16 protein-coding genes and 1 pseudogene are annotated in these 15,928 nt (G+C 34.5%); 12 read left to right on the top strand and 5 right to left on the bottom strand.

Annotated features, from left to right (window positions below; translation table 11 throughout):
* The first annotated feature begins 50 nt into the window (after window positions 1–50).
* From BQ2683_RS11320 to BQ2683_RS13460, 3 genes are all read left to right on the top strand, one after another.
* Window positions 51–596, top strand: a complete 546-nt coding sequence (locus BQ2683_RS11320) for an NADH peroxidase (RefSeq protein ID WP_069989138.1) — start codon at window positions 51–53, stop codon at window positions 594–596.
* A gap of 198 nt (window positions 597–794) precedes the next feature.
* Window positions 795–1,262, top strand: coding sequence for an IS200/IS605 family transposase (gene tnpA / locus BQ2683_RS11315; protein WP_069989137.1), 468 nt, complete (start codon window positions 795–797; stop codon window positions 1,260–1,262).
* 246 nt (window positions 1,263–1,508) lie between these two features.
* Window positions 1,509–1,715, top strand: coding sequence for a hypothetical protein (locus BQ2683_RS13460; RefSeq protein ID WP_069989136.1), 207 nt, complete (start codon window positions 1,509–1,511; stop codon window positions 1,713–1,715).
* A 75-nt stretch (window positions 1,716–1,790) separates the two neighbouring features.
* Here BQ2683_RS13460 and BQ2683_RS13675 read toward each other — a convergent pair.
* Window positions 1,791–2,399: pseudogene (locus tag BQ2683_RS13675) on the bottom strand (DUF6518 family protein).
* A gap of 300 nt (window positions 2,400–2,699) precedes the next feature.
* On the opposite strand from BQ2683_RS13675, the gene BQ2683_RS11300 reads away from it, so the two are divergent.
* The 6 genes from BQ2683_RS11300 to BQ2683_RS11275 all read left to right on the top strand — a co-directional run bounded on the left by BQ2683_RS11300 (window position 2,700) and on the right by BQ2683_RS11275 (window position 8,438).
* Entirely contained in the window at window positions 2,700–4,229 is a 1,530-nt protein-coding gene (locus BQ2683_RS11300; protein ID WP_235843917.1) for a sodium:solute symporter family protein, read from the top strand.
* 121 nt (window positions 4,230–4,350) lie between these two features.
* Window positions 4,351–5,301 carry an ROK family protein gene (locus tag BQ2683_RS11295; protein ID WP_069989134.1) on the top strand — a complete coding sequence of 317 codons (951 nt, stop codon included), beginning with the start codon at window positions 4,351–4,353 and terminating at the stop codon, window positions 5,299–5,301.
* A gap of 86 nt (window positions 5,302–5,387) precedes the next feature.
* Entirely contained in the window at window positions 5,388–5,906 is a 519-nt protein-coding gene (locus BQ2683_RS11290; RefSeq protein WP_069989133.1) for a peptidylprolyl isomerase, read from the top strand.
* 144 nt (window positions 5,907–6,050) lie between these two features.
* Window positions 6,051–6,611 carry a biotin transporter BioY gene (locus BQ2683_RS11285; RefSeq protein WP_069989132.1) on the top strand — a complete coding sequence of 187 codons (561 nt, stop codon included), beginning with the start codon at window positions 6,051–6,053 and terminating at the stop codon, window positions 6,609–6,611.
* Between the two features lie 520 nt (window positions 6,612–7,131).
* Window positions 7,132–7,446, top strand: coding sequence for an L-rhamnose mutarotase (gene rhaM / locus BQ2683_RS11280; protein ID WP_069989131.1), 315 nt, complete (start codon window positions 7,132–7,134; stop codon window positions 7,444–7,446).
* Window positions 7,447–7,490: 44 nt separating this feature from the next.
* Window positions 7,491–8,438 carry an aldo/keto reductase gene (locus BQ2683_RS11275; protein WP_069989130.1) on the top strand — a complete coding sequence of 316 codons (948 nt, stop codon included), beginning with the start codon at window positions 7,491–7,493 and terminating at the stop codon, window positions 8,436–8,438.
* A gap of 621 nt (window positions 8,439–9,059) precedes the next feature.
* On the opposite strand, the gene BQ2683_RS11270 is transcribed toward BQ2683_RS11275, so the two are convergent.
* On the bottom strand, window positions 9,060–9,395 hold the full coding sequence (locus tag BQ2683_RS11270) for a winged helix-turn-helix transcriptional regulator (protein ID WP_069989129.1): 336 nt from the start codon (window positions 9,393–9,395) through the stop codon (window positions 9,060–9,062).
* A gap of 168 nt (window positions 9,396–9,563) precedes the next feature.
* Here BQ2683_RS11270 and BQ2683_RS11265 point away from each other — a divergent pair, with 168 nt between their 5' ends.
* Window positions 9,564–10,355, top strand: coding sequence for a hypothetical protein (locus BQ2683_RS11265; RefSeq protein WP_069989128.1), 792 nt, complete (start codon window positions 9,564–9,566; stop codon window positions 10,353–10,355).
* Window positions 10,356–10,475: 120 nt separating this feature from the next.
* Here BQ2683_RS11265 and BQ2683_RS11260 read toward each other — a convergent pair whose 3' ends face one another.
* The 3 genes from BQ2683_RS11260 to BQ2683_RS11255 are packed head-to-tail and all read right to left on the bottom strand — an operon-like array spanning window position 10,476 to window position 12,925.
* A complete protein-coding gene (locus BQ2683_RS11260; protein WP_069989127.1) occupies window positions 10,476–11,177 on the bottom strand; it encodes a hypothetical protein in 702 nt (233 codons plus the stop codon).
* Window positions 11,174–11,317: a hypothetical protein gene (locus tag BQ2683_RS13455; protein ID WP_159427380.1), complete on the bottom strand. Its 144-nt coding sequence runs from the start codon at window positions 11,315–11,317 to the stop codon at window positions 11,174–11,176. Before BQ2683_RS13455 ends, BQ2683_RS11260 begins: the two co-directional genes overlap by 4 nt.
* A 12-nt stretch (window positions 11,318–11,329) precedes the next feature.
* Window positions 11,330–12,925 (bottom strand): sodium:neurotransmitter symporter family protein, encoded by a 1,596-nt coding sequence (locus BQ2683_RS11255; protein ID WP_069989126.1) that lies wholly within the window; start codon window positions 12,923–12,925, stop codon window positions 11,330–11,332.
* Between the two features lie 275 nt (window positions 12,926–13,200).
* Between BQ2683_RS11255 and BQ2683_RS11250 the strand changes: the two genes are divergently transcribed.
* Both BQ2683_RS11250 and BQ2683_RS11245 read left to right on the top strand, forming a co-directional pair.
* Window positions 13,201–14,820, top strand: coding sequence for a peptide ABC transporter substrate-binding protein (locus BQ2683_RS11250; RefSeq protein WP_083256474.1), 1,620 nt, complete (start codon window positions 13,201–13,203; stop codon window positions 14,818–14,820).
* A gap of 18 nt (window positions 14,821–14,838) precedes the next feature.
* On the top strand, window positions 14,839–15,627 hold the full coding sequence (locus BQ2683_RS11245; RefSeq protein WP_069989124.1) for a sugar phosphate isomerase/epimerase family protein: 789 nt from the start codon (window positions 14,839–14,841) through the stop codon (window positions 15,625–15,627).
* Window positions 15,628–15,928: the final 301 nt, after the last annotated feature.

Raw genomic sequence — 15,928 nt, 5'->3', positions numbered from 1 at the left:
TGGTTATACAAAATTTTAAATACATGATTACGTAATGGAGGAATAAAACTATGAAAAAATTTGTCTGTCAAGTATGTGGATATGTTTATGAAGGTGAAGCTGCTCCAGAATTTTGCCCACAATGTAATGCTCCTGCTTCGAAATTTACAGAACAAACTGGAGAAATGTCCTGGGCTGCTGAACACGTTGTAGGTGTAGCAAAAGGCGTTAGCGAAGATATTCTGGAAGATTTAAGAGCAAACTTCAATGGGGAATGCACAGAAGTTGGTATGTATTTAGCTATGGCTCGTGTTGCACATAGAGAAGGTTACCCAGAAATCGGTTTGTACTGGGAAAAAGCTGCTTATGAAGAAGCAGAACATGCTGCTAAATTTGCTGAACTGTTGGGTGAAGTTGTAACAGACTCCACTAAGAAAAACCTGGAAATGAGAGTAGAAGCGGAAAACGGCGCTACTGCTGGTAAATTTGATCTGGCAAAACGTGCTAAAGCTGCTAACTTGGATGCAATTCATGATACTGTTCATGAAATGGCTAGAGACGAAGCTCGTCACGGTAAAGCATTCCAAGGCTTATTGAACAGATATTTTGGTAAATAATTTTATCTTATAAATTTTAAAAGGATATGTTATCTTTAGGATAACATATCCTTTTTTTTGGTGCATTTATGCGTAAAAATAAACCCCCAGTTATACTGGGGGAAGATAGAAAACTTTAGTAAATAAAAAACCTTCTTGTTGTAAAATAGTAGTGGTTTGGCGACCGCATTACTAAAACAACAAGGAGGTTTTTGATAAATGAAGAACGAAATAAAAAGCACTGCACATTCAAAAAATCGCTGTGAATACCATATCGTATTTGCGCCGAAATACAGAAGAAAAGAAATATACGGACAGCTGAAAAAAGATATTGGAGAAATATTGAGAAAATTATGTGAGCAAAAAGGAGTAGAAATAATAGAGGCAGAAGCATGTCCGAACCACATCCATATGCATGTAAGTATTCCGCCATATATAAGTATAGCACAGTTTATGGGATATCTCAAAGGGAAAAGCAGTTTGATGATATTTGACAGACATGCAAATTTAAAATATAAATATGGACAGCGAACATTTTGGTGCAGAGGATATTATGTAGATACGGTAGGAAAGAATGAAAAAGTGATAAAAGACTATATAAAGAATCAGCAGGAAGAAGATTATACTAGAGATCAGATAAGTCTAAAAGAATATGTGGACCCGTTTACGGGTAGCAGGAATAAGTAAGCAAAAATAAACAGCCGCACGAGAGCGGCTGCTTGAAATAGTAATGCAGTGCTAAACTTCAGAGTCCCTTGAGGGACTAAGCCAGTAATGTCCCCTTTTAGGGGCTATGCAAACCACCAGTTCACTGGTGGTTTTGATTGAGGTGTTTTTATAAATAAAAAATATCCTCGTAATTTATTTTGGATTGGCTTTATCATCAATATTTTTGGGAGATTTTCTTTTTTTCTGGAAATTGTTTTATTGATTATGAGATTTGGAACTGTGTTTGTATATTGGAATTACGTTGTTCATTTTGATGGTTGCCATATCATTGATTCAGCAGCTATCATTCGGCACATTAGTTTGACAAGTGATGACCCTAATTTTAAAAAAATACAAAAAGCAATCCTTTCTTCAGATTGGAAAGAAAATACAATCAATATTGTGGAAAATCGATTGGAGAAGAAAGAGTAAATAACATTTTAGGATTTTAACTTTATTATATTTTATAAATTAAAAATCTCCTCTAAAAAATAAGTTTTTAAAATATCATGCAAAAACATCACTATAGTAAATTAATTGATATCCTAAAAATCCTAAGCTTAACATGATCAGCAATGCCAGCAAATAGTGTTTAGAATACCACTCTTTTTTACAATTGATAAAATATAACGAAATTCCAATAAAAAACCACATAAAAATAACATCTAGCATATGTGAATATTGTTGAAAATGGGATATTAACATTAAACTTTCTGATAAAAAAGTAGCGGGTAACATTACTTTACACAAATATTTTATGGTTCCTTTTCCATATTGTGATATGTTTCCTCCTAAGCCAAATATAAATCCGAATATAACTGCACAACAAAGCCATATTGCTTGATGAAATCCAATGGTAAAACCTGTTTTCCAACTGATAGAATAATATCAATATGTTGTTACGCATATTAACAAGTAAATCATGCTTGATATGATAGATTTCCATTTTTGTTTGTAAGATTTGGCGATATAAAATGCTGGAACAACCCAAACTGAACCAGAGTTTGCCAGACTATTTAACGCCCCTGGAAGATATTTTTGTCCAAATACAGTAGCTAGACCTACTACTATTCCAATAAAAAAGCTGAATAATAGAAATGAACATTTTTTTAACATTAATACCTCCAAAAATATTTCAAATTTTCCGATCAATCTTAATGTAGGCATTTTATTATATCATAATACCCTTAAAAACACTAGAATCTATTTTGAATTAAATTGTTATCTCGCTATAAAACAGGAATAGGATTATCTTAAATAACTAAAATAAAAACATTAAATTTATAATAAATTACAAAATTTTTAATAATTTAAAAGAATGGATTGACATTTTTGTTTTTTTGTAGCATAATACAGTAAGACACTTTAGCACCTAAGCGTGTTAACGTGCTAAAGTAAACGTTTGAGGTGAGAGTATTGCAAAAGTATGTAGTGATATGGGCGACAATTGTTATTTATATTGTTGCGATGTCTGTAATTGGCATTATTAATTCCAAAGCAACCAAAGGGATTGCTTCTTTTACTGTAGGAGGGCGAGATGCTGGAGGATGGATTTCAGCGCTAAGCTATGGTACAGCTTATTTTTCCGCTGTAATGTTTATTGGTTACGCTGGTACTTCCGGTTGGAAATACGGCTTATGGGCTGTTTTGATTGGTTTAGGAAATGCTATCTTTGGCTCCTGGCTTGCCTGGAAAGTATTGGCGTCTAGAACAAGGGAAGTTTCCCACCGGCTAAAGATTAAATCTATGCCGCAACTGTTTTCTTTGCGCTTCAAAAGCCAGCGGATGAAAGTATTTTCCGCTATCGTTATTTTTATCTTTTTAATTCCTTATTCTGCTTCTGTTTATAAAGGATTGAGTAGTGTATGTTCTGTACTGCTAGGAATTGATGTAACAGTATGTATGATTGTAATAGCGGTTGCAGCCTGTGTTGTTTTGGTAATAGGAGGCTATTTAGCAACCTTAAAAGCTGATTTTATGCAGGGTATTATCATGGCAGTTGGAATTGTTCTATTGATTATTTTTGTGATGATTTCTCCAGCTGTTACGGATAACGGTAGCATATCTGGCATGGTAGATTTTATGAAACAGAATAAAATGATGCCATTATCTACGGGAGATACAATTGCTTTGATTTCTACAATTTTGATGACCAGTTTTGGTACTTGGGGCTTGCCTCAGATGATCCATAAATATTACGGGATTAAAAATGAAAAAGAAGTAAAACGAGGTATTGTTGTTTCCACTATTTTTGCTTTGTTGGTATCTGTTGGCGGATACTTTATTGGTTCTTTGTCCCATTTGGTATTTGGCAACCAATTGCCAGAAGGTGGAGTAGATTATATTGTTCCTAGAATGTTAGACGCAGCGAATTTGCCAAATATCCTGTTGGGAATTGTTCTGGTATTATTAATTTCCTCTTCTGTATCTACGTTATCTTCTATTACATTGACAGCATGTTCTACTTTTTCTTTAGATTTGTTAAAACCTGCTTTTAAAATGAAAGAAAAATCTTCTGGTTGGGTTATTCGTATCCTATGTATTCTGTTTGTATTGGCTTCTTATGTTATCGCAAATACTAACACCCCAATTTTGGATATGATGTCCTATTCCTGGGGGATTGTCTCCGGTTCTTTCTTAGCACCTTATGTATTGTCCCTGTATTTAAAATGGTTGAATAAGGCAGGGGCATGGTCTGGTATGATAGGAGGATTCTCCATTGCTATGTTACCAGCAGTTAGTAAAATTATCCTGTTGATCATGGGTAGCCCTAATGGAACAGAAGGATTCATCGGAGGCTTAAATTTCTTAGCAGCTCAAGGTCCAACCTTTGCGGTAGTGGCTATGGTAATTTCCCTGCTACTTTGTGTAGTTGTAAGTAAACTGACAGCAAAAGAAAAAGTTGATAACCTGTTTTTCTATGAAGGTGTTATCGAAAACGAATAGTCTGTTGGTTTTTTCCATAAAACATGTTATAATCAAATTATTATATTTTATGATAAAAAAGCTATCAGTGAGAGAGTTCTATTTACTGATGGCTTTTTGTTGCCCAAAAAGGAGAACGTCTATGTATTTTATTGGAATTGATTTAGGTGGTACTAATATTGTAGCATCTGTAGTGGATGAACAATACCGAATGTTATCCAAAGTAAAATGTAAAACAAACCTTCCACGTTCTGCAGAAAAAATTTGTGATGATATGGCGAAATTATGCTATCAAGCAATGGAGGAAAGTGAAGTTCCTTTGCAGGAAGTGGATTCCATTGGAATTGGAACTCCTGGACATATTGATCCAGCACAAAAAATAATTGAATTTTCCTGTAATTTCGATTTTCATAAAGTACATTTGGCAAAGCTGATGGCAGAGAGGATTCCTCTTCCCGTTTATTTGGAAAACGATGCTAACGCAGCTGCGTTAGGGGAACTGCTTGTAGGAGCAGGAAAAGGTGCTTCTTCTATGGTAATGATTACGTTGGGGACCGGTGTAGGCGGAGGCGTTATATTTCATAACCAAATATATAGCGGATTTAATTACTGTGGAGGAGAACTAGGTCATACTGTTATAGAACAAAATGGATGGGATTGTAATTGTGGAAGGAAAGGCTGCTTTGAAGCATATTCTTCTGCAACTGGTTTAATCCGCATGACCAAAGAGGCAATGGAAACCCATCCAAAAACGGTTCTACATGATATTGTGGAACGGACAGGAGAATTGAACGCAAAAACTGCTTTTGATGCTATGAGGATGGGAGATATCGTGGCAAGCAAGGTTGTGGATACCTATATCCATTATTTAGCTTGTGGATTAACCAATATGATAAATATATTTCAACCAGAAATCCTATGTTTAGGAGGTGGTGTCAGCAATGAAGGGAATACCTTATTGCAGCCTTTACAACAAATAATAGATGCGGAAGATTACGCTAGGGGAACCGCTAAAAGGACAAAGTTGGCAGTAGCTCAATTGGGGAATGATGCTGGGATTATTGGAGCTGCATTTGCGTTCCGTTACCAATAAAATTCTATTTTAGGGTTGAAGAATTGGAAAAAATATTTTATAATGATAAAATATCTTAAATAGATTGATTGAATGGAGGAAATGCAATGAGCAATCCAATTGTAACAATTGAAACAAATCATGGTGGTGTAATTAAAGTAGAATTGTATCCAGAAATCGCACCAAATACCGTAAATAACTTTATCTCGTTAGTACAAAAAGGATTTTATAATGGTACTATCTTTCACCGTGTTATCCCTGGGTTTATGATTCAAGGTGGGGATCCAAACGGCATTGGTACAGGAGGACCAGGATACCATATTAAAGGAGAGTTCTCTTATAACGGATTTGAGAATAATTTGAAACACACAAAAGGTGTTATTTCTATGGCAAGAGCTGCCCATCCAGATAGTGCTGGCTCTCAGTTTTTTATTATGGTAGAAGATGCTCCACATTTAGATGGTCAATATGCTGCTTTTGGGAAAGTAATAGAAGGTATGGAAGAAGCAGAACGTATTGTAGGAGTACAACGTAATTTTAGTGATAAACCTTTATATGATGAAGTAATGGAAAAAGTTACAGTAGAAACTTTTGGTGAAACTTATCCAGAACCAGAAACTCTCTAATCAGTTGATGAAGAGTTAACATAAAAAGCATCTGCTTTTCGAAAAGCAGATGCTTTTTTCATAACAAATTAAAATAAGATTGACAAAGAATAAGCTTTTTGTTATAATAATTGTAAACTTAAAAATAAATAGGAGTTTACAATTATGAAAATGAGTATAAAAACAATGTGTGTAATCGCTATTATGACAGCTGTTATTTGTGTAGTGTCCCCATTTTCTATTCCCATCCCTGGTGTAGTACCAATCTCATTGGGTACACTAGGGGTTTACATTGCCTCCAGTTTGTTAGGGGCTAAAAAAGGGTTTATTGCTGTATTGTTGTATCTGATAATAGGCGCAATAGGACTTCCAGTATTTGCTCAGTTTACAGGAGGAGTCTCCATTATAGCTGGACCAACGGGAGGATATATGGTGGGCTACCTCTTGATGGCTTTACTGACTGGATGGTTTACAGATCACTCAAATAATATTGTATGGAAAATATCTCTTGGTATGGTATTAGGAACTTTAGCTTGTTATTTGTTGGGAACAATATGGTTGGCTTATACTATGAAATTAGATTTGATAGCAGCGTTATGGGCAGGCGTGATACCATTTATTCCAGGGGATATTGTAAAAATTGTTTTATCGGTTTCTTTGGCGAAAGTATTGCGTCCACAGTTGTCCCGATTTTTATCTTCAACCCAAAAAACTACCGCAGTATAATATTCTATAAAAATCCTGCTGAGTTAATCAGCAGGATTTTTATATTGTTTTTGTATGGTAAAACCGAGAATAGAAAATGAATTTATGCGTTATTTTTTATGGAAAATGGTTTTATGTAATTCGTACAATGCTACGATCTTATAGAATAAATGATTTGGATTGTAAATATTGTAGGAAAAATAAGATGTATTTTATTTATTTTTACAATAATTTTTTTCTGTTATTTTATTTTTTTATTTATTCAAAATTATTTAAATTTATTCCACTAAAATAATAAAATAAACCTTTATTTTTTGGGATGATTGCAGTATAATAAATCTTTAGAAGGGAAGTTTTACCCTGTTTTTGTACTTTTTTACTTGAAGAAAATGAATCAATCAAAAAAATAAAATTACGTTCTATTTTTAGTCAAACTACGTCCTTCAAGATCGAAAAAAAGTACGGTATAATAGTGATAAACGGTTGTGATAAATAATTAACAACCGATATTAGATTTTTTTACACATAGGAGGAAGTTAACATGGTAAGAAAAGGTTTTAAAATGCAGTTGTTCCCAGGACAAGAAGCTGAGTATGAAAAACGTCATAACCAACTGTGGCCAGAAATGAAAGAAATGATCCACAATTACGGTGGCCATAACTATTCTATCTATCTGGATAAAGATACCAAAGTTCTCTATGGCTACATTGAAGTAGAAGATGAAGCCAGATGGGCAGAAAGCGCTAATGACCCTGTATGTAGAAAATGGTGGGATTTTATGGCTGATATTATGGAAACAAATCCAGACAACAGCCCTGTTTCAATTGATTTACACCCAGTATTCCATTTAGATTAATTTATCGCTTTACCCGCGTTTTACGCAGATAAGGAGGCTTTATTATGATAGGAAAAATTCAAATTCCAGATACTGACCTGGTTGTTTCCCCCATCGGTTTAGGTACTGTAAATGCAGGTACCGCTTGGGATGGGGAAGAAGGATTTGCGATTCTGGAAGAATATATTAAAATGGGAGGAAACCTCATTGATACCGCCCGCGTTTACTCCGATTGGATTCCAGGAGAAATCGGACGTTCCGAACGTGTTATTGGTGATTGGATTGCACATCGTGGCCATCATGATGATTTTGTACTGATTACCAAAGGAGGGCATCCACCTCATGAAGATACTTCCATTAGCCGTATGACAAAAGCTGATATGGAACATGACTTGGAATTGAGTCTAAAAGCTCTTCGTGTGGACTGTATTGATGTTTATATGTATCATCGTGATGATACCAATCAATCTGTAGCGGATTTGATCGAAGTAATGCAGGAATTTGTAAATCAGGGAAAAATTCGTTACTATGGTTGCTCCAACTGGTCTGTATCCCGTATGGAAGAAGCAATGGCCTATTGTAAACAGAAAGGTTACAGAGGCTTTGTAATGAACGAAATGTTCTATAATATTGCATCCGATACTATGAGCGAACCAGAAGATCCAACCTTAGCAATTATGGATCAAGAAATGATTCGTTTCCATAAGAATTATCCTGTACTTGCGGTTCCATACTTTAGTGTTTGTAGCGGATTCTTCCATAAACTAATTAATAAAGGTCCTGAAACAGTTCAGGATAGCCCATATTATACACCAGCAAATCTGGAGTTAGCCAAAAAAATCCAAGGAATTGCAGTGCGCCATAACGCATCAATTTCTCAAGTATTATTAGGATTCTATTTCCAACAAGGCTTCCCAGTTTGTCCATTAACCGGAGTTCATTCTACTGCTCAGTTGAAAGACGCTATGGGGACTTTAAATGTGGAGTTTACTCCAGAAGAGTTTGCAAAATAGTTATTTAATGATTAAAAAAACAGGTATCTGAATATTTCAGATACCTGTTTTTTGTTGTCTTTAGGCTTAACAAAACCTTGGCGAAATAAGAAAATTTTACAGTGAAAATTCCATTCTGCTTGAGAATGGAATTGAAGATTTCGGAAAAAGCAATTTGAGAATTTTGCATACAGTTTTCTTTCCTCATAAGGGTACGGAAAGAAAACCCGATTTAGTTTACCAGTAGCAGAGAATGCGATGGTCGTCTTTCAATACCCCTACCAGGGGTCTGAACAAATCACTAGTTTACTAGTAGTTTTGATTTGGTTAAATAAAATTTTAGCGCTGTTAGTGGCAGAAAAGTTTATTCGCTTTAAAAATTATTTAGTAAACAGTTTATTTTCAAGAAATACAATATTAGAATACAAAAGCACCCGAATGAAAAAAATCTGTTTTTATCAAATTTGATTTTTATTAGAATTGATAAGCCTTATCAATAGTATCTCTGTTTTATAACTAACTCTAAAGAATTGAGGAAAAATACGATACGCTTTATGGATATAAGCAAAAAACAGGAAAAATTTATTTTTAAAACAAAAGATATAATCACATACTATGTTACACTTTATATCCATTTTATGATTAGTTTTTATGGGATTTGTATTCCTCTCCCCAATTTTGCATTGCTTCTAAAATTGGTTTTAAACTTTGACCGAGTTCAGTCAAGGAATATTCTACCTTAGGTGGCACTTCGGCATAAACTTTTCGATTTACTAACCCATTGGCTTCCATTGTCCGTAATTGAGCAGTCAGCACTTTTTGGGATACATTACCCAAAGATTTTTTTAATTCTCCAAATCGTTTTGTTCCTGGCATCAGGTCACGTAAAATCAATACTTTCCATTTATCTCCGATTAACATTAAAGTTGTTTCCACTGGACAATCTGGTAAATCTTTTCTTTCTGTTTGTTCTATCATAAATTCCTCCAAAAAATAAATAGATCTATCATCTAAATAACTCTAATAGTTTCTTTTTGGTAACTATAGCACAATAAAGTGCTTACTTTACAAAATTAAACTACAGCTTTATTATAAAGTTATAGAGGCAAAAAAGTCAAGCCTTAAATTGATATGGAGGTTATTATTATGAACAAAACTAATTTTACACTGGTGAAACTTACAAAAGGCGAAGTAAATATCTATGATTTTGGAAATATCAAGTTACATGCCTATAAAACCAATGATTTTATTGATGATGAAGTGTTTATTATTGAAAAAGAAGGAAAAACGGTTATTATCGAATCTCCTTGCTTTTTTGATAACAATCAGGAACTTACAGATTATTTAAAAGGAATGGAAGTTGTAGGAATATTAATAGCGTATCATGGAGCGGGAGCTACTTTCTTACCTAATGTACCAAAATATGCAACACAAAATGCGATTGAGTACTCTGAGAATGGAGGTGGCAAAGCCTTAATAAATCAATTTAGTAATGCTTTTGGTGAAATTTTTGATAGCTCTATACATCGTATTACAAATATATTAACAGAAGGGAAAAACAGGATAGGAGAAATTGATTTTATAATACATCCAACAACAGAAGCCTTTGATATTGAAATTCCAGAAATTAATCTGGTATATACTCATATGCTTGGACATGATTGCCACTCCATTGTCGCTGGTGTAACCCATGCGGATGTTATAATTGCTCAGCTAAAAGAATATTTGGAAAAAGGTTATACAATGATTTTAACATCCCATTATACACCAGAAGACTTAAAAGATGTGCAGGCTAAAATTGATTATATAGAAAATCTTAAATCTATTGCGCAAATGGCGGACAGTGCAGAAGAGTTTAAAAAAGAAATGCAGAAACAATATCCGGAGTATAGTGGAGAAAATTATTTGGATATGACAGCAAATTTTTTCTTTGCATAATGTAAATTCTAGATTTAAGGTGTTTTATGGATTAGTAAGATAAAAATAATTTAAGGCATAGCTTAATGAGCTATGCCTTATTGGTTAAAAATAAAAATATTAGAACTCGATTCCTATTCGTTAGGCTACAAATAAATCTTTTACTTTATATGCGCGGAACAAAAATAAAATAGTTAATACAAATAATACAACACCTAAGACAGGTAGGGCTATAATTAAAATTTGACATAGAGTTTGTCCCAAAGCCGCATTTACTGTTATAAAATTTTGGAACATTGTAGCGTAATCTAAAATGAGATAGAATAAATATTTAATCCACATTGCAGATGTAATAAGTCCTGCTGCGCCAACCGTTAAAGAAAGGATATATCCTGTTTTAGAACGTTGTTTAATTCCCCTTGTGGCCAGAAAAATTGGTAAAAGGAAAACCAAAGCAAAAATTGGAGAAAGGATAAACGGAGAAAGCAACAACACTAAAATAGAACATAAAAGAAAATAACGATAAAATCCTGTGATTTTAGATGTTTGTCCAGAAAAATCACCATATGCTGCAGTTAAATAAGTAAGATATCGATTAATTGTATCACTTAATGTTTTTGCATTCATACTGGGACGAAAATAATTTTCTACCAAAGCATTTCCTTTATTTACAAGGGAATCATATACTTCTTGATACTGTTCATCAATCGTAATGGATTGATAATCTGCCTTGATTTGATCTAGTTTTTTACAAAATTTATCTCGTTTATTCTGTAACAGATCAAAATGTTTGATTTTTATATTTAGTTCCTCAATAATATTCAACAATTCGGTTGGATTCATTTGGTATCCTCATGTTTTGATTGATTTGATTTTGTGGCTTTATTTTTGTCATCACGGATTACTTTTGGAATAGAAATTGCCATGGTAGCAAGGATAATGCCCCAAAATAGTATTAAAAAAATAATGGACGATACATGCATATTTATTACCTCCTATTGCTTAGATAATTCATGCTGGTATGTTTTCCGTAACATACGTAGCGTCATAATAAAGCCAAAAATAAATACGACAATAATCATACCACGGCCTAAATTAGTCCATAAAGCATAGGTAGCTGGATCCCCACCTTCTGGTACAATACCTGTCCAAGAGAAGAAACCGTTTTTGGCGTTTTCAATTGTTGCATTTACAATTACCAGTAATAAAATTGCTGGTGTGATAATACGAATAAATACTGTAACAACCCAAGAAGGTACTTTTGCTTTTGCACCAGAGTTAATTCCTTCCAATGTTTTTTGTGGTTTTACAAACCAACCTACAATAATTAATTCGATAAATCCTAAGAACAATACCAAATAACTACCTACCCAGGAATCCAGGGTTTCGAAGTAGATTTGAGTTGCGCCATTGCTTAACATTGGTTCTAGAACAACTGGGATACCAATTACAATCAATGAAACAAAGGCAACCCAAGAGGCAACTTTACGAGAAGAATGCAATCCTTCCTCAATAAATGTAACCAGATAGTTAAACAGTGCCAAGGCAGAGGTAAATCCCGCAAAGAATAGCAAGAAGAACCAACAAGCACCTACAATATTACCCAATGGCATATTCATAAATGCATTTGGAAGAGAAATAAACGAGAAGCCAATGCTTCCACCTTGCAATAAATCATCTCCCATAAATACATAGGCGAGAGGGACTACTGCGGTAGAAGCTAATACAACTTCCGCAAATTCATTTAAAGATACTGTAGCAATAGAAGATACGACAATATCATCGTCTTTTTTTAAGAAGGAAGCATAGTTTGAGATAAGCCCCATCCCTAAAGATAAAGTAAAGAAGATTTGCCCACAGGCAGCTAAAATAACGCTCCAGTTTACTTTAGAGAAATCTGGATGCCACAAAAAGTCTAACCCTGCAATTGCGGTTAAGTTAGGTGTTTCTGGGCGTGCTTGGGTAAACAAAGCAAAACACGCCAATACAATGCCGAAAATATATAATGTTGGCATCATTATTTTAGACCAGGCTTCAATCCCTTTTTTGATTCCTTTACTTGCAGCCACAGCTAACAATAACGCTGCGATTACCCAGAAGCCAATAGCTTGGACTGGATTGGAAATTGCCGATTGGTATGCAGCTGTTAAATCTGCTCCATGTCCTAATTGGTTAAACAAGGATTGTACCGCATAGTTGAGGGACCAACCTACAATGTGGTTATAATAAGAATTGATTAATACAGGAATAGCAAATGCCAATGCACCACAGATAGTACCAATTGCTAAAGCAGTTTTTGGCTTTACTTTTTCTCTTGCTTGTAAGTAGATCATTGGTCCGATAGTTCCATGGCCATGCTGTCCGCCAAAACGTCCTAAATGCCACTCTGTAATCATAATCGGCAAACCAACAACTACTAAAGCGATGAAATATGGTATCATAAATGCGCCGCCACCATATTCTGCTGCCATACGTGGGAATCGCCAGAAATTGCCTAATCCCACCGCGTTTCCAGCCATGGCTAAAATCAAGCCAAGCTTAGAGCCCCATTCACCGCGGTGATGGGTTCCTTTTTGTTTTAACTTTTCCATAATTGAATACCCCTATTTTGTTAGATATATGAATATATTCTATAATATTTTTTAATAAATTGCAATAGAAACATTACATAAATTCTGTTTAATAAGAATAAAATACAAAATTTTGGTATAATCGCACGAATTATATTTTACTTTTTTATGAAATAACACTTACAAAATAGCAAATTCTATTGAGTTAAACGCAATGTCTTGTTATAATAAAAGCGGAATAATTAACGACAAAAAATGATTTTAGTATTTAAGATAGATTTGATTGAGGTGTAAAAATGAAAAGAAGGATCATTTGCTTGTTGCTTTGTGTATGTATTAGTGTTATGTTAGCAGGATGTGGGGGTTCTGGTGACGCTACAGGAAAGTTGATGAGTTATAGCTTAACAGATGACCCACAAAGCCTTGACCCACAGGTAGCATCTGATTATAATTCCATGTTAGTCATCCAAAATATTTATGAAGGACTGCTGACGAAAGAGGAAGATGGCAAGTTGTCCGAGGGCGTTGCAACAAGCTATGATGTTTCTGATGACAAAATGGCCTATACTTTCCATCTTCGTTCTGATGCAAAATGGATGCACCGTTATAAGAATGACCCAGAAGATGGAACAGAAAGTTATAATACTCCGGTAACAGCATATGATTTTCAATTTGCTTTCCGCAGATTATTAAATCCCAATACGAATTCTCCTTTTGCGGCAAACTTTTATTGTATTAAAAATGCAAAGGCAGTCCATGAAAATGGGCTTTCGGTTGATCAATTAGGGGTAGTAGCGGAAAACGATACCACCCTTACAGTTTATTTAGAAGCACCAAATGCGATGTTTTTAGAACTGATGACAACAACGCCAGCAATGCCTTGTAATGAAACATTTTTTAATGAAACAAAAGGAAGATATGGTCTGGACTTAGAGCATACCCTTTCCAATGGCCCTTTCTATATGAAAGAATGGTCTGTAGAGCATTATGTGCGTATTCGTCAAAATCCAGTATACCAATCTGCTTTGCCAACAGTAGCTTCTGGTGCTAATTTGACGATCCGTACTTCAGAAGAGGCGCTGGAGGCGTTAAATAGTGATACCATAGATATTGGTATTTTAACAGCGAAAGAGTATTCACAGCTTTCCTCTAAGGACTTTGTTTCCAAAGATTTTGAAAATACAGTATGGGGACTGGCGTTTAATACAGAAAGACCAGAATGGAGTAATCAGGATATTCGGATGGCATTTATGATGAGCATAGATCGCAACCAATATGAGTCGTATTTACCAGAATCTACCGTAAACACTAATGCTGTTGTCCCTTCTTCTGTTAAGATATTGGATCAATCGTACCGAGACCTTCCAGAGTCAACTATTCCAAACTATTACAATGTAGAACAAGCAAGGCAACATTTACAAAACGGGTTAGCACAATTGAATTTATCTGATATTAATCAAAAAGAATTGATTGTACCAGAGGAAGTTGAAACGTTAGTGCAACAGATTTCTCAGCAATGGCAAAGTAATTTAGGAGTTTATTTTAAAATTACCGGTTTATCCGATAAAGAATACCAGCAAGCTTTAAAGACAAAAAATTATGATTGCGCTTTAATTTCTGTTACCAATACGGGAAGTTCTCCAGAAGATATATTATCTCAATTTTTGGATGGAGAACAGGTACAAAATTCTTCTCCTGCATTTGTTCAGGCAATGAATCGGGCAGAATCCGCTGTAAGTGTAGACGATATGATATCAGCCTGCCAACAGGCAGAACAGATTTTGTTATCTGACTCTGTATTTTTACCATTGTATTTTCAAAAAGAATATTTTGTCACCCGCACTGGGGTAGATCATTTGGTGTTTGATTCAGCTGGACGTCTGATCCAATTTAAATATGCAACAAAACAAAAATAGAATATGAGGTGACCATGAATGAAATGCGGGGTATCTACAGCGTGCTATTATCCAGAACTCACAGAAAATGCGTTATATGAATTGGTTTCCCATCAGGTTCCATACATTGAGATTTTTTTAAATACTTTTTCAGAACTAGAAGTTCCGTTCGTGAAAAGGTTACAGGAGATATTAAAGCAGGGGTTGACACAGGTAGTTTCTGTGCACCCCTTTACTTCTGGTATGGAACCACTTTTATTTTTTAGTAATTATAAAAGGCGTTTTGAGGATGGGGTTTGTCTATACCAGCACTATTTTGAATTTTGTAATAGGATAGGGGCAAAATATTTGATTTTTCATGGGGCGCATAAAGATGTTTTGTGTGAAGACAACCTATATTTTGAACGGTTTGATAAACTGAACGAGTATGCAAAATCAGCTGGAATAGAATTGTTACAGGAGAATGTTGCCCGCTGTAAAAGTCGTAATATTGATTTCATCCAAAGAATGAAACAACAACTAGGGGATTCTGTCCATTTTACTTTGGATACAAAGCAGTGTATTCGCAGTGAAGTATCACCAATAGAAATGTTAAAAGTAATGGGAGAGCAAGTACGCCATATTCACTTTAGCGACCGGAAAGGACAACAGGATTGTTTGTTACCAGGCAAAGGGGATGGAAAAATTTTGGGGCTGCTTCCCATACTTAAAAAACAAAATTATCAAGGAACTGTCTTTATTGAGGTATACCGTAAAAGTTATCAGGAGTATTCTGAGATTATACAAGGATATCAATTTTTAGAAAGCTATATGGCAAATTTGCTATAAAACGGCAATACCAATTGTGGACTTTAACGAAAAACGGGTTGCAAAAACGTTTTTGTTGTTTAAATAAAACAAATTGTCGTATTTTTACGAAGTGTTGATTTATTTTATAGAAATATTTTCCATATTGTATAATTTTTAAAATGAAAACAAATAAGTGGTAATCGGATTTAGCAATAATGTTGAAGTTTTGTGAAAAATAAACAACACAATACACATAGTGTTTAAATGTTTGTTGATTGTTGTCGAATAAAAATAGTGGATTATTATGGGAAGCTGTTATATAATAGTGCCTGGAAAATTA

The organism is Massilioclostridium coli (assembly GCF_900095865.1).
GTDB lineage: Bacteria > Bacillota > Clostridia > Oscillospirales > Ruminococcaceae > Massilioclostridium > Massilioclostridium facile.
Note: the sequence above shows the minus strand (reverse complement) of the source record. Positions and strands in the feature narration are given on the sequence as shown.

Coding starts and splice junctions, on each gene's coding strand:
- BQ2683_RS11320 (WP_069989138.1), top strand. CDS start 51: ATGAAAAAATTTGTCTGTCAAGTATGTGGATATGTTTATGAAGGTGAA.
- tnpA (WP_069989137.1), top strand. CDS start 795: ATGAAGAACGAAATAAAAAGCACTGCACATTCAAAAAATCGCTGTGAA.
- BQ2683_RS13460 (WP_069989136.1), top strand. CDS start 1,509: ATGAGATTTGGAACTGTGTTTGTATATTGGAATTACGTTGTTCATTTT.
- BQ2683_RS11295 (WP_069989134.1), top strand. CDS start 4,351: ATGTATTTTATTGGAATTGATTTAGGTGGTACTAATATTGTAGCATCT.
- BQ2683_RS11290 (WP_069989133.1), top strand. CDS start 5,388: ATGAGCAATCCAATTGTAACAATTGAAACAAATCATGGTGGTGTAATT.
- BQ2683_RS11285 (WP_069989132.1), top strand. CDS start 6,051: ATGAAAATGAGTATAAAAACAATGTGTGTAATCGCTATTATGACAGCT.
- rhaM (WP_069989131.1), top strand. CDS start 7,132: ATGGTAAGAAAAGGTTTTAAAATGCAGTTGTTCCCAGGACAAGAAGCT.
- BQ2683_RS11275 (WP_069989130.1), top strand. CDS start 7,491: ATGATAGGAAAAATTCAAATTCCAGATACTGACCTGGTTGTTTCCCCC.
- BQ2683_RS11270 (WP_069989129.1), bottom strand. CDS start 9,395: ATGATAGAACAAACAGAAAGAAAAGATTTACCAGATTGTCCAGTGGAA.
- BQ2683_RS11265 (WP_069989128.1), top strand. CDS start 9,564: ATGAACAAAACTAATTTTACACTGGTGAAACTTACAAAAGGCGAAGTA.
- BQ2683_RS11260 (WP_069989127.1), bottom strand. CDS start 11,177: ATGAATCCAACCGAATTGTTGAATATTATTGAGGAACTAAATATAAAA.
- BQ2683_RS13455 (WP_159427380.1), bottom strand. CDS start 11,317: ATGCATGTATCGTCCATTATTTTTTTAATACTATTTTGGGGCATTATC.
- BQ2683_RS11255 (WP_069989126.1), bottom strand. CDS start 12,925: ATGGAAAAGTTAAAACAAAAAGGAACCCATCACCGCGGTGAATGGGGC.
- BQ2683_RS11250 (WP_083256474.1), top strand. CDS start 13,201: ATGAAAAGAAGGATCATTTGCTTGTTGCTTTGTGTATGTATTAGTGTT.
- BQ2683_RS11245 (WP_069989124.1), top strand. CDS start 14,839: ATGAAATGCGGGGTATCTACAGCGTGCTATTATCCAGAACTCACAGAA.